This window comes from Modestobacter excelsi, assembly GCF_005930495.1.
Lineage (GTDB): Bacteria > Actinomycetota > Actinomycetes > Mycobacteriales > Geodermatophilaceae > Modestobacter > Modestobacter excelsi.
In genome coordinates this window covers 22,134-38,149 of the sequence record NZ_SJEX01000048.1, presented here as the reverse complement: position 1 = coordinate 38,149, position 16,016 = coordinate 22,134, and the positions used below count along the sequence as shown (strand labels likewise).

Genomic DNA, 16,016 nt, shown 5'->3' with positions numbered 1-16,016 from the left:
TTGCCGTCGTGCTCAGCGGCGCCCGTGGAGTCGGCGTGCCGGACGGTGCGGGTCAACTCGGCGTTGGCGCGGTTGACCACGGTCAACAGCAGGGTGGCCCGGTCCAGCACCGCACCCGGGGGAAGGGTGAAGAGGTCCTCGGCGGCCAGGGCGTCCAGCGCGGACTGCAACTCCCCCACCGGACACCTCCTCCACCGCTTCGAACGTGTGTACGAAGTCTAGCGGTGTCAGGGATGCCCGACAAGACATATCTGCAGGTCAGGGCGCTGTCCACAGATGTACGGAACCCCCTTGACGGCGTCGGCCGAACCCTGTTCACCGGTGGGCGACGACGTGCTCAGCGAACCGGCCCAGCGCCGATGCGGAGGCGAAGGAGAGGAAGAGGAAGCAGTCGGTGGCCTCCACCTCCAGCACCACGGGGCCGAGCGGGCCCGGGACCAGGTCAACGCGCGCGTAGCTCAGTCGTTGCCACCCGGTCGACCTCGGGTCGTCCCGGACGACGGACCGGGCCCGACCCCGGCGTCCGCCGAGCTCAGCCAGCAGCAGCGGGCCGTCCTCGTTCGACTGGGGGCTGCACCCCGGTGCACGGCACGGTCATGGGCGCGTCCTTGCCCTGACCGCGGACGGTCCTCGGGTCAGCTGAAGCGCTGCTCCAGGTGGACGGCGACCGCGGTGCCGGCCTCGTCCTTGCCGATCACGGCGCACAGCGCCTTCTTGAGCGGCAGCCAGTGCGGCCCCGTGCCCGAGGGCATCAGCGTGGCGGTGAACGGGTGGCCGTCCAGCGTCCCGGCGACCTTCACCGCCCGCCGGGTGCCGAGCAGCTGGGCGGAGCCGGGCAGCTCGAGGTAGGTGGGGAAGGCGCCGTCCTTCTCGATGACGCTGGCGAAGGTGACGTCGATCGGCTGGCCGGTCTGCGGTGCGGCGGTCATGGGAGGGGGACTCCCGGGACGGCGCGGACTCATCGGCGGCCTCCGGCGAGGCCCCGCTGCTGAGGGCAGCGGGGCCGGCTCTCAGCGGACGCCGACGAGGTCGACGACGAAGACCAGGGTGGCGCCGGGCTTGATCACGCCGCCGGCGCCGCGCTCGCCGTAGGCCTTGTGTGCCGGGATGGTCAGCCGACGGCGACCGCCCACCTTCATCCCGGCGATCCCCTCGTCCCAGCCCTGGATGACCATGCCCACGCCGAGCCGGAACTCCAGCGGGTCGCCGCGGTCCCAGGAGGCGTCGAACTGCTCGCCGCCGTCGTGGGTGACCCCGACGTAGTGCGCGCTCACCAGGCTGCCGGCCGTGGCCTCCGGGCCGTCGCCGACCACGAGGTCCTCGATCACCAGGTCGTCGGGGGCGGGGCCGGTCGGCGGCTCGACGTCGGGACGGGTCAGTTCTGCCACGGTGGTCTCCTGGGGTCGCCGCCGGGGCTCTCCCGGCGGGGCTGGTCCCATCCAACACCGATCGGGCCGACCGTCCGACCGCAGACCGGGCGCCGTCGACCGCGACCGGTTCCGCACGGGTAGGTTCCCTCGTCGGGCGGCCACGTCGGCCTGCCCGGTCCGGTACCGCAGTGGCGCGGGACGGCCCGCGTCGGCTGGAGGTGTGGATGGCCCCCGATCCCCCGTCGGGCCCCGAGGGCGACGCTGCGGCCACCGACCTGTTCGCCTGCGGCGGCGAGGCCGGCCGGCTCATGGCCGAGCACGACTGGTCGGCGACCCCGATGGGGCCGGTGGACTCCTGGCCGGCGAGCCTGCGCTTCGCGATCAGGACGATCCTCGCGTCGCGGTTCCCCATGGTGCTCACCTGGGGGCCGACCTACATCCAGTTCTACAACGACGCCTACGCCCCCTTCATCGGGGCCAAGCACCCGGCCATCGGCGACGACATCCGGGTGACGCTGGCCGAGGGCTGGGCCGCCCTGAAGGACCCCGTCGAGCACGCGATGGCGACCCGCGAGGCGTCGTGGCTGCCGCGCCTGCCGCTGCTGCTCGAGCGCGCCGGCTACCGCGAGGAGACCTGGTTCACCGTCTCGCACGCCCCGGCGTTCGACGACGACGGGTCCGTCGGCGGGATGTTCGGCGTCTGCACCGAGGTGACCGCCGAGGTGCTCGGCGAGCGGCGGCAGCGCCTGCTGCACGACCTGTCCACCGCCGGGGGCGCGCTGGGCGACGAGGACACGGTGCTCGCCGCGCTCTCCGCCGCGCTGGGCACCGACCCGCTAGACGTGCCGTTCGCCGCCGTCTACCTCGCCGACGGCGAGCGGCTGCGCCGCGCGGCGACGGTGGGCTGCCCGGCCGACCGGCTGCCCGCCGAGGTGGACGACGCCGGCCGGCTGCCCGGGCGGGTCGGGGACCTCGGGGTCGTCGGCGGCTTCTGGCAGGACCCGGTGACCGACGCCGTCGTGCTCCCGCTCACCGCCGCGGCCGGCGGCGAACGACTCGGGGTGCTGGTCGCCGGCACCAGCCCCAACCGGGTGTTCGACGCCGAGTACCGGACCTTCCTGGAGCTGGTCGCCGGTCAGTTCGTGAGCGCCCTCGGCAACGCGCGGGCCTTCGAGGCCGAGCGCCGGCGGGCGGAGTCCCTCGCCGAGCTCGACCGCGCCAAGACCGCGTTCTTCTCCGACGTCAGCCACGAGCTCCGCACGCCGCTGACCCTCCTGCTCGGCCCGATCAGCGACGTGCTGCACGACGCCACCCACCCCCTGCCGCCCGGTGCCCGCGACCAACTCACGCTCGCGATGCGCAACGGTCAGCGCCTGCAGCGGCTGGTCAACGACCTGATGGACTTCGCCAGCATCGAGGCCGGCCGCGCCAACGCCGTCCGGGTGGCGACCGACCTCGCCGGCTTCACCGCCGAGCTCGCCGGCGTGCTGCGCGCCGCGGCCGAGCGGGCCGGCCTGCGGCTGACCGTCGACTGCCCACCGTTGTCCCGGCCGGTGCACGTCGACCCGCGGATGTGGGAGAAGATCGTCCTCAACCTGCTGTCCAACGCGGTCAAGTACACCTTCGTCGGCGGCATCTCGGTGGCCCTGCGGGACACCGGGGACGGCATGGCGCTGACCGTCGCCGACACCGGCATCGGCATCCCGGCCGAGGAGCTGCCGCTGGTCTTCGACCGGTTCCACCGGGTGCCGGGGTCGCTGGGGCGGCACCGCGAGGGCACCGGCATCGGGCTGGCCCTGGTCCGCGAACTGGTCGCGCTGCACGGCGGGTCGGTGGCGGTGACCAGCGACCCCGGCCGGGGCAGCACGTTCACCGCGACCCTCCCCTACGGCAGCCCGGACGCCGAGGGCGACGCCGACCACCCGGTCGGTCCCTCCGAGGTGGCCCGCGGCGCGGCCGAGGCGTGGGAGCAGGACGTCACCCCGCGCGAGCAGCCGGCGGTCCCGGCCGGGGCCAGCGCCACCGTGCTGGTCGTCGACGACAACGCCGACATGCGCACGTACCTCACCCGGCTGCTGTCCCCGGTCTGGCGGGTGCGCACCTGCACGAACGGCGAGGAGGCACTGGCCGCCGTCGCCGAGGAGCTGCCCGACGTCGTCCTGACCGACGTGATGATGCCGCGCGTGGACGGGTTCCAGCTGCTCCGCCGGCTGCGCGCGGACCCGGCGACCCGGGGTGTCCCGGTCATCATGCTGACCGCCCGGGCCGGGCAGGAGGCGGCCGTGGAGGGCTTCGCGGCCGGCGTGGACGACTACCTCGCCAAGCCCTTCCAGGCCGCCGAGCTGATCGCCCGGGTGCGGGTGGCCATCGAGCGGGCGCGCGGCGGGCGGGAGTCGGCCGGCGAGGACCTCCCCACCCGGCCGCTCACCCTGCCGGCCGCCCCCGGGCCGGACGACACGGTGCCCTCCCCGCACGTGCGGGACCTGGTGCCCTCGAGCCGTCCCCCGGCCGTCGCGCCGCCGCCGGCACCCGCGCAGGTGCACTACGAGCGCTGGCGCTTCCCGGCCACCGCGCAGTCGGTCCCGGCGCTGAGGCGCGCCCTGCGCCGGCTGTTCGCCAGCGCCGAGCTGGACGAGGACCATGCCTACGACCTGCTGCTGGCCGCGTGCGAGGCGGCGACCAACGCCGTGGAGCACGCCCAGGACCCCACCGAGCCGTTCGTGGACGTCTCCGCCGAGGTCGGCGGGGGCCGGGTCGTGATCACGGTGCGCGACCACGGTCAGTGGCGGGAGCGCGTGCCGAGCATGGACCGCGGCCGCGGCTCGACGTTGATGAGCGCGTTCGCCGACATCACCGCCGTCCCCGGTCCGGACGGCACGACCGTCACCATTCGCGTGCCGCGCACCGGCGGCACGCCCGAGGCCGACACGCCTGCCCAGGCCGGCTGAGCCGACGACCCGCACCGCGCGGCGCGGCGATGCGGTAGGACAGCGGGGTGGCCACGCGACGGCAGTTCCTGGTGGGGGCCGGTGGCGGTGCTGCCGGGCTGGTCGTCGGTGCCGCCGCTGGCGCCCTGCTGGTCGGGGACGACGACGAGGCTCGCGCCGAGGCCTCCGCCACCGCCCAGGAGCAGTTCATGGAGGCCGGGGGTGCCGCCGACGCCGGTGAGCGGGTGGCCCGGCTGGGCACCCGGCGGGTCATCTGGAACACCACGGTCACCGAGCCGATCGCGGCGATCACCTTCGACGACGGGCCGACGCCGGAGTACACCCCGCGGATCCTGGACGCGCTCGCCACGGCCGGGGTCACCGCCACCTTCAACGTCATGGGCTGGAACGGGGTCCACCACCCGGACCTGCTGCGCCAGGTCGTGGCCGCCGGCCACGAGATCGGCAACCACACCTGGGACCACCGGGACCTGACCACCCTGGACGTCCACGAGACCCGCGACGAGCTGGTGCGCTGCAAGGAGGAGGTCGAGGCGGTCCTGGGACAGCCGTTCACCAGCTTCCGCCCACCGCGCGGGGAGCTCACCGGGTACGCCCTCCGGGTCGCGGCGGAGCTGGGCTACGACACCTACATCTGGTCGGTGACCCGCGGTCCGGGGGACAAGGAGTCGGTGACCGAGATCGGCGACTACATGGGGCAGACGGTGGTCGCCGGTGACGTGCTCGGCCTGCACGACGGGATCGGTCAGGGCACCTTCGACCCCACCGCGGCCTTCGCCCGCGCCCTCGCCGAGCGGCGTGAGCTGGAGGTGCGCGCCCTGCCCGCCGCCCTGGCGCAGGTCGCGGACCGCGGCATCACGCTCATGTCGGCCAACGCGCTGCTGTCCCGCAGCGAGCCGCTGCCGGTCGGCGGCACCGGGCCGACACCGCCCTGACCGTGCTCAGACCCGCACGACCACGCCCCGCCGGGCGAGCCCCGCGCACACCGCCCAGATCACCGCGAGCGACACCGCCGGGTACGCCCACGCGGAGAAGGTGACGCCGGCGACCGAGCTGACCCAGCGGTCGACCAGCGGCTGCACGGTGGAGGACAGCACTGCCCGGAAGACCACCTCGGAGAGGACGAACGCGACGATCGCGTTCATGCCGAGCGCCTCGACCGGCCGCAGCGGGCGGCGGAGCCCGCGCTGGTCGACGAGCCAGTGCAGCGCGGCGAGCGCGAGCACCGCGAGGCCACCGGTCACCAGCACGAACGACGGCGACCACAGCCGCTTGTTGACCGGCACCAGCGGGGAGAGCGCGAGGCCGGCGGCCACCAGCAGCACGCCGTCGGCCCCCAGCTGACGCAGCACGGCCCGCCCGGTGGCCGACTGCAGCACGCGGCCGGCCAGCACGCCCAGGTAGACGGTGATCGCACTGCCCAGGAAGGCGTGGGGTGCCTCGGCGGAGAACGACAGGCCGATCGCCTGGTCGAGCGACCGCGCCCAGGAGTGCTCCGGGCCGGCGCCGCCCACGACCGTCAGCACGCTCAGGCCGGCCAGCACGCCCGCCGCGGCCAGCGGCTGCGCCGACCGCGGCAGCCGGAGCAGGACCCAGCACAGCAGGTAGGCGCCGGCGATGTGGCCGAGCACGCCGGCCCCGACCGTGCCCAGCCCGTACTTGGCGGTGACCACCAGGAAGCCGAGGACGGCGAGCCGCAGCACCCGCCGGAGCACCGCGCGCGGTGCGTCGGCACGCCGGGAGAAGGGCATGGACACGCCGACCACCAGCAGGAACGCCGGGAAGACGACGTCGGCCACGTGCAGCCCGTCCCACGCGGTGTGGTGCCACTGGGCGGCGATGGAGCCGTTGCCCCGGTTGTCCACGACGAGCATGCCGACGACCGCCAGGCCCCGGAGGACGTCGACCCCGTGCAGCCGGCGCGGCCGGACGGACGGTCCGGACCGCACGAGGGCTGCCGGCGCGGCTCCCCCCAGACGGCTCGCCATCCGTCCACGCTAGGTCCGGGTCCCGCAGCCCGCTCGCCGAGGCGGCGCGGGTGCACCACGGCGGCTGGACGGCCGTCGGGAAAACCGGCGCCGCGCGGGCGGGACCGGTCTACCGTCCGGTCATGCCCCCCGACTGACCCCCTCTCCCGCCTCCGGCCCGCCGGCTGGTCCGCCTGGTCCTCGGCTGGTCGTTCCTCGCCGAGTTCGTCCCGCTGTACCCCTTCTACGCGCTGCTGTTCACCGACACCGGCCTGGACGACGACCAGGTCTCCGGGCTGCTCGCGCTGTGGTCGGCCACCGCGGTGCTGGCCGAGGTCCCCTCCGGGGCGCTCGCCGACCGCTGGTCCCGGCGCGGGGCCCTGGTGGTCGCCGGCGTCCTGCAGGCGGCGGCGTACGCGCTGTGGCTGGCGGCCCCCGGGCTCGCGGGGTTCGCCGGCGGGCTGGTCGTGTGGGGGGTCGGCGGCGCTCTGGTGTCCGGCGCCTTCGAGGCACTGCTGCACGACGGGCTGGCCGCCGCGGGCGCCGGCGGCCAGTTCGGCCGGGTGTACGGCTGGGTGACCGCCGTCGACCTGCTGGTGCAGGTGCCGACCGCCCTGGTGGCCGCCGCGCTGTTCGCCTCCGGCGGGTACGCGGCGGTCGGCTGGGCGAGCGTCGTGACCTGCCTGGCCGGCTCCGTCCTGGCTGCCTCGTTCCCCGAAGCCCCCCACGACACGGACGACGACGACACGGACGACGACGGCACGGACGACGACGAGGGCCCGGGCTGGTGGGCCACGCTGCGCGTCGGGGTCGCCGAGGCGGCCGGACGCCCGGCGGTGCGGGCCGCGGTCGTCCTCGTCGTGCTGCTGGGCGGGGTGGACGCCGTGGAGGAGTACTTCCCGCTGCTGGCCCGGGACTGGGGTGTGCCGGACCCCCTCAACCCGCTCGCCGTGCTCGGCATCCCGGTCGCCGGCGCGGCCGGCGCGGCGCTGGGCGGTCGGGCGGCGTCCTGGCCGCCGCGCGCGGTCGCCGCCGCACTCGCCGCGGCCGGCGCCGCGCTGGCCACCGCCGCGCTGGTGGCGGTGCCGGTGGGGCTGGCCGCCGTCGCCGCGGGCTACGCGCTCTACCGGCTGGTGCTGGTGGTCGCCGAGACGCGGCTGCAGGAGGCGATCACCGGGCCGGCCCGCGCGACGGTGACCTCGGTGGCCGGCGTCGGGGTCGAGCTGGCGGCGCTGGCGGTGTTCACCGGCTACGCCCTCGGCGGGCTGGCGCTCCTGGCCACCGCCGTCCTGGTGCTGGCCGCCGCGCTGCCCCGGCTCCTCCGGACCCGGGCCCCGATGTGACGGACCGGTTCAGCCCACCGCGCACGGGGGCCGGCGGGTGTGCCAGTCGGTGCGCTGCTGGAACCACGCGCCGGCGTCCAGCAGCAGGTCCTCCCCGCCGACCGCGGCGGTGAGCTGCAGCCCCACCGGCATGCCCGAGACCCCGTGCCGCCCGGCCGGGAGCGCCAGCGTGGGGCCGGCGTGCAGCGACCAGGGCGCGCTGAGCTGGGCCAGCCGCCGGGTGGTGGTCAGGACGTCGTCGTCCGTGCGCGCCGGCGGGACGTCGACCGGCAGGGCCGGGGTGAGCAGCGCGTCGACGTGCTCGAACAGCTCGTCCAGCCCGCGCTGGAACTCCCGCTGCGCGCCCAGCGCCTCGGCCCGCTCGTCCTCGGAGACCCCGGTGCCCACCTGCACCCGGGTGAGGGTGTCGGGCTGGAACAGCTCCGGGCAGGCCAGCCGCTCGGAGTGCAGGTCGGCGATCCCGGAGTAGATGATCGTGTAGAGGACGTCCTGCGCCGAGGCGATCCCCGGCACCTGCACCGGTAGGAGCTCGGTCCCACCGTCGGCGAACACCTGGCCGGCGGCCGCGACCAGCTCGGCGACCTGCGGGTCCAGGTCGTCGAACCAGAGCTCGGGCACCCCGATCCGGCGCGGCGGTGCCGGCTGGAGCGCGCGGACGTCCCGCCCGGCCAGCACGGCGAAGACCCGGGCGACCAGGTCGACGTCGCGCGCGATCGGGCCGACCGTGTCGACGAGCTCGCAGACCGGGAAGGTCCCCGCGTCCGGGACGACGGAGATCCCCGGCCGCAGCCCGGTGACCCCGCACGCCGCGGCCGGCACCCGCACCGATCCCCCGGTGTCGGTGCCCAGCGCCACGTCGACCAGCCCGGCGGCGACCGCCGCGGCGCTCCCCCCGCTCGACCCGCCGGGGACGCGGGAGAGGTCCCAGGGGTTCCGGACCGGCCCGGAGGCGGAGTTCTGGCTGGTCAGGCCGATGGCGAACTCGCTGAGGTTGAGCTTGGCGACCATCTGCGCCCCGGCCGCGGCGAGCCGGGTGACGACCTCGGCGTCGCAGTCCGGCACCCGGTCGGCGAAGTAGGCCGACCCGCAGGTGGTGCGCACGCCGGCGGTGTCGATGCTGTCCTTCAGGCCCACCCGGACGCCGGCCAGCGGGCCGTCGGCGGCGTGCGGGAGCGGCGGGTCGATCGCGGTGACGACGGCGTTGGTCGCGGCCGACACCTCGCGCAGCGTGTTCATCGGCCGGCCTGACGTGCACGAGCGAGCTCGACGAAGTGGTCCACAGCGGTGGCGTCGTCGACCGCGCCGACGTTGAGCGCCTTCGCCGGGTCCACGCCCTGGAACAGCCGTTTGAGCGGGACCTCCAGCCGCTTGCCGGTGCGGGTGTGCGGCACCCCGGGGACGACCGTGATCTCGTCCGGCACGTGCCGGGGGCTGGCGTTGGCCCGGATCGCAGCCCGGATCTCCGCCTCCAGCTCCGGTGTCAGCTCCAGGCCCGGGGCCAGCTGGACGAACAGGGGCATCCAGTAGCCGCCGTCGCGCTGCTCGACGCCGAGCACGACGCAGTCGAGGACGGCGGGGATGGCCTCGACGGCGGCGTAGATGTCCGCCGTCCCCATCCGGACGCCGCCGCGGTTGAGCGTGGAGTCCGACCGCCCGGTGATGAGGCAGGTGCCCCGCTCGGTGATCTCCAGCCAGTCGCCGTGCCGCCACACCCCGGGCCAGGGCTCGAAGTAGGCCTCCCGGTAGCGGGCACCCTGGGGGCCGGGCGGGTCGTCGTTCCAGAAGTACAGCGGCATCGACGGCATCGGCTCGGTGATGACGAGCTCCCCCAGCTCGCCGATCACGGGGGAACCGTCCTCGTCCCAGGACGCGGCAGCGACCCCCAGCATCGGGCGCTGCAGCTCGCCGGCGGTGACCGGCAGCAGCGGCGAGCTGCCGATGAACCCGGTCGCGACGTCGGTGCCACCCGACAGCGAGCCGAGGAAGACGTCGGACCGCACCGCCTCGTACACCCAGCCGAAGGTGCTGGCCGGCAGCGGCGACCCGGTGACGCCGATGGTGCGCAGCGCGGAGAGGTCGTGGTCGTCCCCGGGCCGCAGACCGGCCTTCTCGCAGGCACCGAGGTAACCGGGGCTGGTGCCCAGGAACGTCAGCCCGGTGCGGGCGGCCAGGGCGAACTGCGCGTCGACCGCCGGGTAGGTGGGGGCGCCGTCGTAGACCACCACGGTCGCACCGGCCAGCAGCGCCGAGGTGGCGATGTTCCACATGATCCAGGCGGTGGAGGCGTACCAGAACAGCCGGTCCCCCGGCCCGACGTCGATGTGCAGGCCGATCTGCTTGCGCTGCTCGAGCACCAGGCCGCCGTGCCCGTGCACGATCCCCTTGGGCAGGCCCGTCGTGCCGGAGGAGAAGACGATCCACAGCGGGGCGGCGAACGGCAGCGGCTCGAACACCGGGTCCTGCGGTTCGGCCACCGCCTCGGCCCAGCTCAGTGCGCCGTCGGGCAGCTCGTCGGGGTGCAGGCGGGGCACCGAGATCGTCGTCCGCACGGTGGGGAGCGCGGCCCGCAGCTCGGCGACGACGTCCCGCCGGTCGTAGGGCTTGCCGCCGAAGCGGTAGCCGTCGACGGCGACCAGCACCACCGGCTCGATCTGGGCGAAGCGGTCGAGCACGCTGCGGGTGCCGAAGTCCGGCGCGCACGAGGACCAGACGGCGCCGATCGACGCCGCGCCCAGGAAGGCGACGACCGCCTCGGGCACGTTCGGCAGGTACCCGGCCACCCGGTCACCGCGCTGGACGCCGAGCCGGCGCAGCGTCGCGGCGAACGCCCCCACCCGGCCGCGCAGCGTGGCCCAGGAGACCTCGACCGGCTCGACGTCCTCGGCGAGGGCGACCAGCGCCGGGTGCTCCTCGCTGGCGTGGCGCAGCGCCTGCTCGGCGTAGTTGATCGTGACGTCGGGGAACCACTCCGCGCCGGGCATCTCGCGCCGGGTGAGCACCCGGTCCTCCGGGACGCCGGGCAGCACGTCGGTGAAGGCGGCCACGTCGGCCCAGAACTGGTCGAGGTGCTCGACCGACCAGCGCCAGATGGTGTCGTAGTCCGGCGGGCTGCCGAAGTCCAGGCCGCGGCGGTCGGCCACCCAGGTGGCGAACCGGCCCAGCCGGCTGGCCGCGATCGACTCCGGTGTCGGGGTCCAGAGGACCTCCGGTCCGGCCCCCGTGTCAGCGCTCACGCGGGGAGCCTGCCACCCCGATCGCCCACCGTCAGCCCGACCCGGGCTCCCTTCGCCGAAGGCATGCCCCCGGCGGTGGGGATCACGGCTGGGCGGGCTGCTCCACGTCGATCGAGGCCTCGTCGGCGAACAGCGGGGGCAGGTAGCGCAGCATCAGCACCGACCAGGTCAGGTGGGTCAGCGCAGGCGCCTGGATGCCCCCGGTGACCCGGCGCTGGAAGGCGAACAGCAGGCCCATCGGCACGGAGGCGAGGACCAGCGCCGGGTTGCGGGTGGCCACCGTCGCGAGCGTGTAGACGGCGGAGGACTTCAGCACCGGGTGGTCGACGCCGACCGCCGCGTACAGCGCGCCCCGGAAGAAGACCTCCTCGGCCAGGCCGTTGGCCAGCGTGGTCGTGGTGACCAGCGCCGGGTTCCCCTGCTGGGCGTAGCGCAGCACCCGCGTGACGGCGGCCTCCAGCGGCGGGATCCGCTTGGCCACCAGTGCGGCCGCGTAGAACAGCCCGAAGGCGCCCGCGCCGCCGACGACCGGGGTGAGCAGCGGCCGGCGCAGGGTGGCCCGCGGTGTCTGCACCCAGCCCAGGTGCAGCGGCCCGGACGCCAGCCCACCGGCGACCCAGGTGCCGGCCACGCCCAGGGTCAGCGCGTAGAACGACGTCGAGTTCGGCTTCCGCGACAGCGACACCCCGAGCAGCCCGGCCCCGGCCACCGACACCGCGGCGGTCACCCGGCGCCGACGGCGGAAGGCCGCGTCGGACTCGCGGTGGTCGCGCGGCACCTCGTCCACCAGCCAGGACGGCGCCCGGGACAGCAGCCGGGTGAGCCCGTCGTCGGAGATCAGCGACTCCCCGATGCGGCGGCGTGCCCGGGTCATCGGACCCGGCCCAGGCCCGTGGCGGCCCTGCCGTGCCGGGCGGCCCGGCGGGCCTCCGCCCGTTCCTTCAGCGCGGTCAGGACGGCGTCGTCGTAGGACATCGGCTCGAACGGCATGATGCGGCGGATCGAGTCGTCCTTGACCACCACCTCGTTGGTCATCGAGTCGATCAGCGACCGCCCGGTCTGCACGTCGACGTCGGTGACCAGCGCCAGCCAGCGCGAGGACAGCTGCGGCGTCAGCAGCGGCACCGGGACGATGAGCAGCTTCCGGCCCTGGATCTCCGCGACCCGGGTGAGCATCTCCAGGTACTGGAGCACCTCCGGCCCGCCGACGTCGAAGGCCCGCCCCTCGGCCTCCGGTGCCTCCAGCACGCCGACCAGGTACCGCACGACGTCGGCCACCGCGATCGGCTGGGTCCTGGTGTGCACCCAGCGCGGGGTGACCATCGCCGGCAGGTGGGCGACGAGCTGGCGGGTCATCTCCCAGGACACGCCGCCGTGGCCGATGACGATCCCGGCGCGCAGCACGGTCACCGGCACCCCGCCCTCGGCCAGCAGCCGCTCGACCTGCCGTCGGCTGCGCAGGTGCGCGGACAGCTGGTCGGAGTCGTCGCCGAGCCCGCCGAGGTAGACGATCCGGCTGACGCCGGCGTTCGAGGCGGCGCGGGCGAAGGCCCGCGCGGCCCGGGCGTCCCGCTCCTGGAAGTCCGCCGAGTCCAGCGAGTGGACCAGGTAGTAGGCGGCGTCGCAGCCGTCGAGGGCGGCCCGCAGCGACGACTCGTCGGACACGTCGCCGGCGACCGGCGTCCCCGCACCGGAGTACCGGTCCGGGTGCCGGGTCATCGCCCGCACATCGTGCCCGGCCTCCTCCAGGGCCGGCGCCAGCCGACCACCCACGAACCCCGATGCCCCGGTGACCAGTACCCGCACCCCTCCACCCTCCCGCCCCGTTGGGTGTGGCGCGACTCCACGGCGCACGACCCACCGGGCGGACGCCCTCGCCCGGCGCGATGATCGGCGGATGGGATCTCCCGGCGAGGAACGCAACGTCCTGGGCGGCCCGCTCGAGCCCTGCGGCACCGACCCGATGACCGGGTTCACCCGGGACGGCTCCTGCCGCAGCGGCCCCGAGGACCTGGGCAGCCACACCGTCTGCGCCGTCGTCTCCGCGGAGTTCCTGGAGATGCAGCGGCAGCTGGGCAACGACCTCAGCACCCCGCGCCCCGAGCACGACTTCCCGGGGCTGCGGCCGGGTGACCGCTGGTGCGTCGTCGCAGCGCGCTGGCTGCAGGCCCTGGAGGCTGGCGCGCCGGCCGGGGTGGTGCTCGCGGCGACCAACGCGAAGGCCCTGGAGGTGGTCCCGCTGGAGGCGCTGCGGTCGCAGGCCGTCGACGTCCCCGACGACCTGTCCTCCCTGGGGGAACAGCCCTCCGACGGCGACGGTTGACCGCCGACGTGAGCGACCTCCTCGACCTGCCCCTGACCACCCTGGACGGCGAGCCGACCACGCTCGGCGCCCTCACCGGCGGGCGCGCCGCGCTGGTGGTCAACGTGGCCAGCCGCTGCGGCTTGACCCCGCAGTACGCCCAGCTGGAGGAGCTGCACGAGGAGTACGCCGACCGCGGGTTCACCGTGCTCGGGGTGCCGTGCAACCAGTTCGCCGGTCAGGAGCCGGGCACGGCCGAGGAGATCAGCACCTTCTGCTCGGCCACCTACGGCGTCACCTTCCCGATGACCGAGAAGCTCGAGGTCAACGGGGACGACGCCGCCGCCCTCTACCGGCAGCTCACCGAGGTGCCCGACGCCGCAGGCGAGGCCGGGCCCGTGCAGTGGAACTTCGAGAAGTTCGTGCTGGACGCGCAGGGCCAGGTCGTCGGCCGCTTCCGGCCGCGCACCGAGCCCACCGCCCCCGAGGTGCGCGCCGCGATCGAGTCCGCGCTCGACTCACCGCTGGAGGGGACCCGGTGACCGCTGTGAGCGATCGTCCGCCGCTGCCCCCGTTCACCGCCGAGACCGCGGCGCAGAAGGTGCAGGTGGCCGAGGACGCGTGGAACAGCCGGGACCCGCAGCGGGTGTCGCTGGCCTACACCGAGGACTCGGTGTGGCGGAACCGCGACACGTTCCTCACCGGACGGGCCGAGATCGTCGCCTTCCTGACCGCCAAGTGGGAGCGCGAGCTGGACTACGCGCTGCGCAAGACGCTGTGGGCCTCCACCGACGACCGGATCGCGGTGCGGTTCCAGTACGAGTGGCACGACGCCGACGGGCAGTGGTGGCGCAGCTACGGCAACGAGAACTGGGAGTTCGACGCGCACGGGCTGATGCGCCGCCGGGAGGCCAGCATCAACGACGTCCCGATCACCGCGGCGGAGCGTCGGATCACCGGTCCGCGGTCCGACGCGGAGCCGGAGCTCCCGCTGCGCTGACCCGCCCGGCGGGAGGTCCGGGGCTCCGCTGTGCACGGCGGCCCCCACCACCCGGCGCGACCTGTGAGGATGGGCGGAGGCCGGGTGGCCGCTGGGCGGGCACGTCCGACAGCATGGGCGGGTCCGGTGGCTCTGGTGGCCGCCGGCAGGTGAGGAGCGCGGACCGTGAGCACGTCGAGGAGCAACCGGGTCAAGGCCGTGATCAGCACGGTGACCCTGAGCGGCGCGGCCATGGGCTGGCTGACCGCCTGCGGGACCGGGGGCAACGACGACAACGAGGCCCGCGAGGTCTACTGCGTCGACGAGCAGGACAGGGTGGTCGACGACGACCAGTGCGAGGAGGCCGAGCGCCACGGCGGGTTCGTCGGCGGGCTCCCCTTCTTCTTCCTGCTCGGTGGGTTCGGCGGCAACCGCTACGGGGTCGGGCAGACCATCCCCCGCCAGTACACCGGCGCCGCCACCCGGGTCAACCCGTCCGACAGCAGCGCGCGGTCGCGCGCCGGCATGCCGAGCACCGGGAAGGTGGCCTCCGGCACGCGCATCTCCGGCGGCATCGGCAAGGGCTCCGTCGGGGGGAGCAGCGGCTCGTGAGGCGGCTGTACGGCAAGGCCCGGCTCGGCTGGGAGGCCGAGATCGAGTCCCAGGGGCTGGTCTACAACAAGACGACCGTCCCCGGCGGTGACACCCGCTCCTACTGGCGGGAGGACGTGTTCTACGACTTCACCGGCGCCGAGATCGACCGGCTCGCCGAGACCACCGACCAGCTGTTCGCCGCCTGCGTGGAGGCCGGCGAGCTGGCGCTGTCCGACGAGCGGCTGCTGGACCGGATGCGGATCCCGCACGACGCGCGTGACGTCATCCGGGCCACCTGGGAGTACGAGCCGCCGAGCATCTACGGCCGGTTCGACCTCTGGTGGGACGGCGTGGCGGCACCCCGGTTGCTGGAGTTCAACGCCGACACCCCGACGTCGCTGGTCGAGGCCGCGGTGGTCCAGTGGGCGTGGCACCTGGAGACCGGGCAGGGCAAGGACCAGTGGAACCAGCTCGACGACCGGCTCGTCGACGCCTGGCGGCGGAACCTGTCGCGCTGGGAGGCGCACTACCGACGCCGTCCCGAGCGGGTGCACCTGGCCTGGACCGAGGGCGACCGCAGCGGCGAGGACTGGATGACGGTGGCCTACATGGCCGACTGCGTGCGCCGGGCCGGCTACGAGCCGGTCGTGCTGACCACCGAGGAGCTGGGCCTGGACACCGGCGACGCCCGGTTCTACGACCCGAAGGGCAACCGGCTCGACGTCGTCTTCAAGCTGTACCCCTGGGAGTGGCTGGTCGAGGACGAGTACGGGCCGTCGGTGATCGCCGACATCCGGCGGCCGGGCGGGACGACGTGGGTCGAGCCGATCTGGAAGATGCTCTGGTCGAACAAGGGGCTGCTGCCGGTGCTCTGGCAGCGCTACGAGCACGACCCGGTGATCTCCCGGTACCTGCTGCCGGCCTTCTTCGCCGACGACTCGCGGGCCGGGGAGCTGCGGGAGACCGGGTTCGCCCGCAAGCCGCTGTTCGGTCGCGAGGGCAACAACGTCGAGCTGGTGGCGCCGGGCGGTGAGGTGCTGGCGTCGATGGGCGGCCGGTACGGCGCGGAGGGCTGGGTCGTGCAGCAGCTGTGCGCGCTGCCGGACTTCGCCGGGCCGGACGGCCCGCACCACCCGGTGCTCGGCGCGTGGGTGGTGGACGGCGAGGCCGCGGGGCTGGGCATCCGGGAGTCGGACGGGCTGATCACCGACGACCTGTCCTTCTTCGTCCCGCACACCATCGACTTCGTGCGGCCGCCGAACACCACCTGGTCGGCCTGA

The 16,016-nt window shown here is 74.8% G+C and carries 15 protein-coding genes; 8 read left to right on the top strand and 7 right to left on the bottom strand.

The window, feature by feature from the left end; genetic code table 11:
• Nucleotides 1–635: 635 nt before the first annotated feature.
• Nucleotides 636–929: a DUF1905 domain-containing protein gene (locus FHL80_RS15815; RefSeq protein WP_138734349.1), complete on the bottom strand. Its 294-nt coding sequence runs from the start codon at nt 927–929 to the stop codon at nt 636–638.
• An 81-nt stretch (nt 930–1,010) separates the two neighbouring features.
• Nucleotides 1,011–1,388 (bottom strand): FKBP-type peptidyl-prolyl cis-trans isomerase, encoded by a 378-nt coding sequence (locus tag FHL80_RS15810; protein ID WP_026847973.1) that lies wholly within the window; start codon nt 1,386–1,388, stop codon nt 1,011–1,013.
• A gap of 206 nt (nt 1,389–1,594) precedes the next feature.
• Here FHL80_RS15810 and FHL80_RS15805 point away from each other — a divergent pair, with 206 nt between their 5' ends.
• Nucleotides 1,595–4,318: an ATP-binding protein gene (locus FHL80_RS15805; protein WP_138734348.1), complete on the top strand. Its 2,724-nt coding sequence runs from the start codon at nt 1,595–1,597 to the stop codon at nt 4,316–4,318.
• Between the two features lie 47 nt (nt 4,319–4,365).
• On the top strand, nt 4,366–5,253 hold the full coding sequence (locus FHL80_RS15800) for a polysaccharide deacetylase family protein (protein ID WP_138734347.1): 888 nt from the start codon (nt 4,366–4,368) through the stop codon (nt 5,251–5,253).
• Between the two features lie 6 nt (nt 5,254–5,259).
• On the opposite strand, the gene FHL80_RS15795 is transcribed toward FHL80_RS15800, so the two are convergent.
• A complete protein-coding gene (locus FHL80_RS15795) occupies nt 5,260–6,306 on the bottom strand; it encodes a heparan-alpha-glucosaminide N-acetyltransferase domain-containing protein (protein ID WP_138734346.1) in 1,047 nt (348 codons plus the stop codon).
• Between the two features lie 164 nt (nt 6,307–6,470).
• Between FHL80_RS15795 and FHL80_RS15790 the strand changes: the two genes are divergently transcribed.
• Nucleotides 6,471–7,628, top strand: coding sequence for an MFS transporter (locus FHL80_RS15790; RefSeq protein ID WP_342777337.1), 1,158 nt, complete (start codon nt 6,471–6,473; stop codon nt 7,626–7,628).
• Between the two features lie 9 nt (nt 7,629–7,637).
• On the opposite strand, the gene FHL80_RS15785 is transcribed toward FHL80_RS15790, so the two are convergent.
• The 4 genes from FHL80_RS15785 to FHL80_RS15770 all read right to left on the bottom strand — a co-directional run bounded on the left by FHL80_RS15785 (nt 7,638) and on the right by FHL80_RS15770 (nt 12,667).
• Nucleotides 7,638–8,864 carry an amidase gene (locus FHL80_RS15785; RefSeq protein WP_216870771.1) on the bottom strand — a complete coding sequence of 409 codons (1,227 nt, stop codon included), beginning with the start codon at nt 8,862–8,864 and terminating at the stop codon, nt 7,638–7,640.
• Complete coding sequence (locus FHL80_RS15780; RefSeq protein WP_138734344.1) at nt 8,861–10,861, bottom strand: acetoacetate--CoA ligase; 2,001 nt, start codon at nt 10,859–10,861, stop codon at nt 8,861–8,863. Before FHL80_RS15780 ends, FHL80_RS15785 begins: the two co-directional genes overlap by 4 nt.
• Before the next feature lie 82 nt (nt 10,862–10,943).
• On the bottom strand, nt 10,944–11,735 hold the full coding sequence (locus tag FHL80_RS15775) for a CPBP family intramembrane glutamic endopeptidase (RefSeq protein ID WP_138734343.1): 792 nt from the start codon (nt 11,733–11,735) through the stop codon (nt 10,944–10,946).
• Nucleotides 11,732–12,667 (bottom strand): NAD(P)H-binding protein, encoded by a 936-nt coding sequence (locus FHL80_RS15770; RefSeq protein WP_138734342.1) that lies wholly within the window; start codon nt 12,665–12,667, stop codon nt 11,732–11,734. The genes FHL80_RS15775 and FHL80_RS15770 overlap by 4 nt, the downstream gene beginning before the upstream one ends.
• Nucleotides 12,668–12,758: 91 nt before the next feature.
• Here FHL80_RS15770 and FHL80_RS15765 point away from each other — a divergent pair, with 91 nt between their 5' ends.
• From FHL80_RS15765 to FHL80_RS15745, 5 genes are all read left to right on the top strand, one after another.
• Nucleotides 12,759–13,184, top strand: a complete 426-nt coding sequence (locus FHL80_RS15765; RefSeq protein ID WP_138734341.1) for a DUF2237 family protein — start codon at nt 12,759–12,761, stop codon at nt 13,182–13,184.
• Between the two features lie 8 nt (nt 13,185–13,192).
• A complete protein-coding gene (locus FHL80_RS15760) occupies nt 13,193–13,705 on the top strand; it encodes a glutathione peroxidase (protein ID WP_138734340.1) in 513 nt (170 codons plus the stop codon).
• A 5-nt stretch (nt 13,706–13,710) separates the two neighbouring features.
• Nucleotides 13,711–14,163, top strand: a complete 453-nt coding sequence (locus FHL80_RS15755; RefSeq protein WP_138734339.1) for a nuclear transport factor 2 family protein — start codon at nt 13,711–13,713, stop codon at nt 14,161–14,163.
• 165 nt (nt 14,164–14,328) lie between these two features.
• Nucleotides 14,329–14,754: a hypothetical protein gene (locus FHL80_RS15750; protein WP_138734338.1), complete on the top strand. Its 426-nt coding sequence runs from the start codon at nt 14,329–14,331 to the stop codon at nt 14,752–14,754.
• Nucleotides 14,751–16,016, top strand: a complete 1,266-nt coding sequence (locus tag FHL80_RS15745) for a glutathionylspermidine synthase family protein (protein ID WP_138734337.1) — start codon at nt 14,751–14,753, stop codon at nt 16,014–16,016. The genes FHL80_RS15750 and FHL80_RS15745 overlap by 4 nt, the downstream gene beginning before the upstream one ends.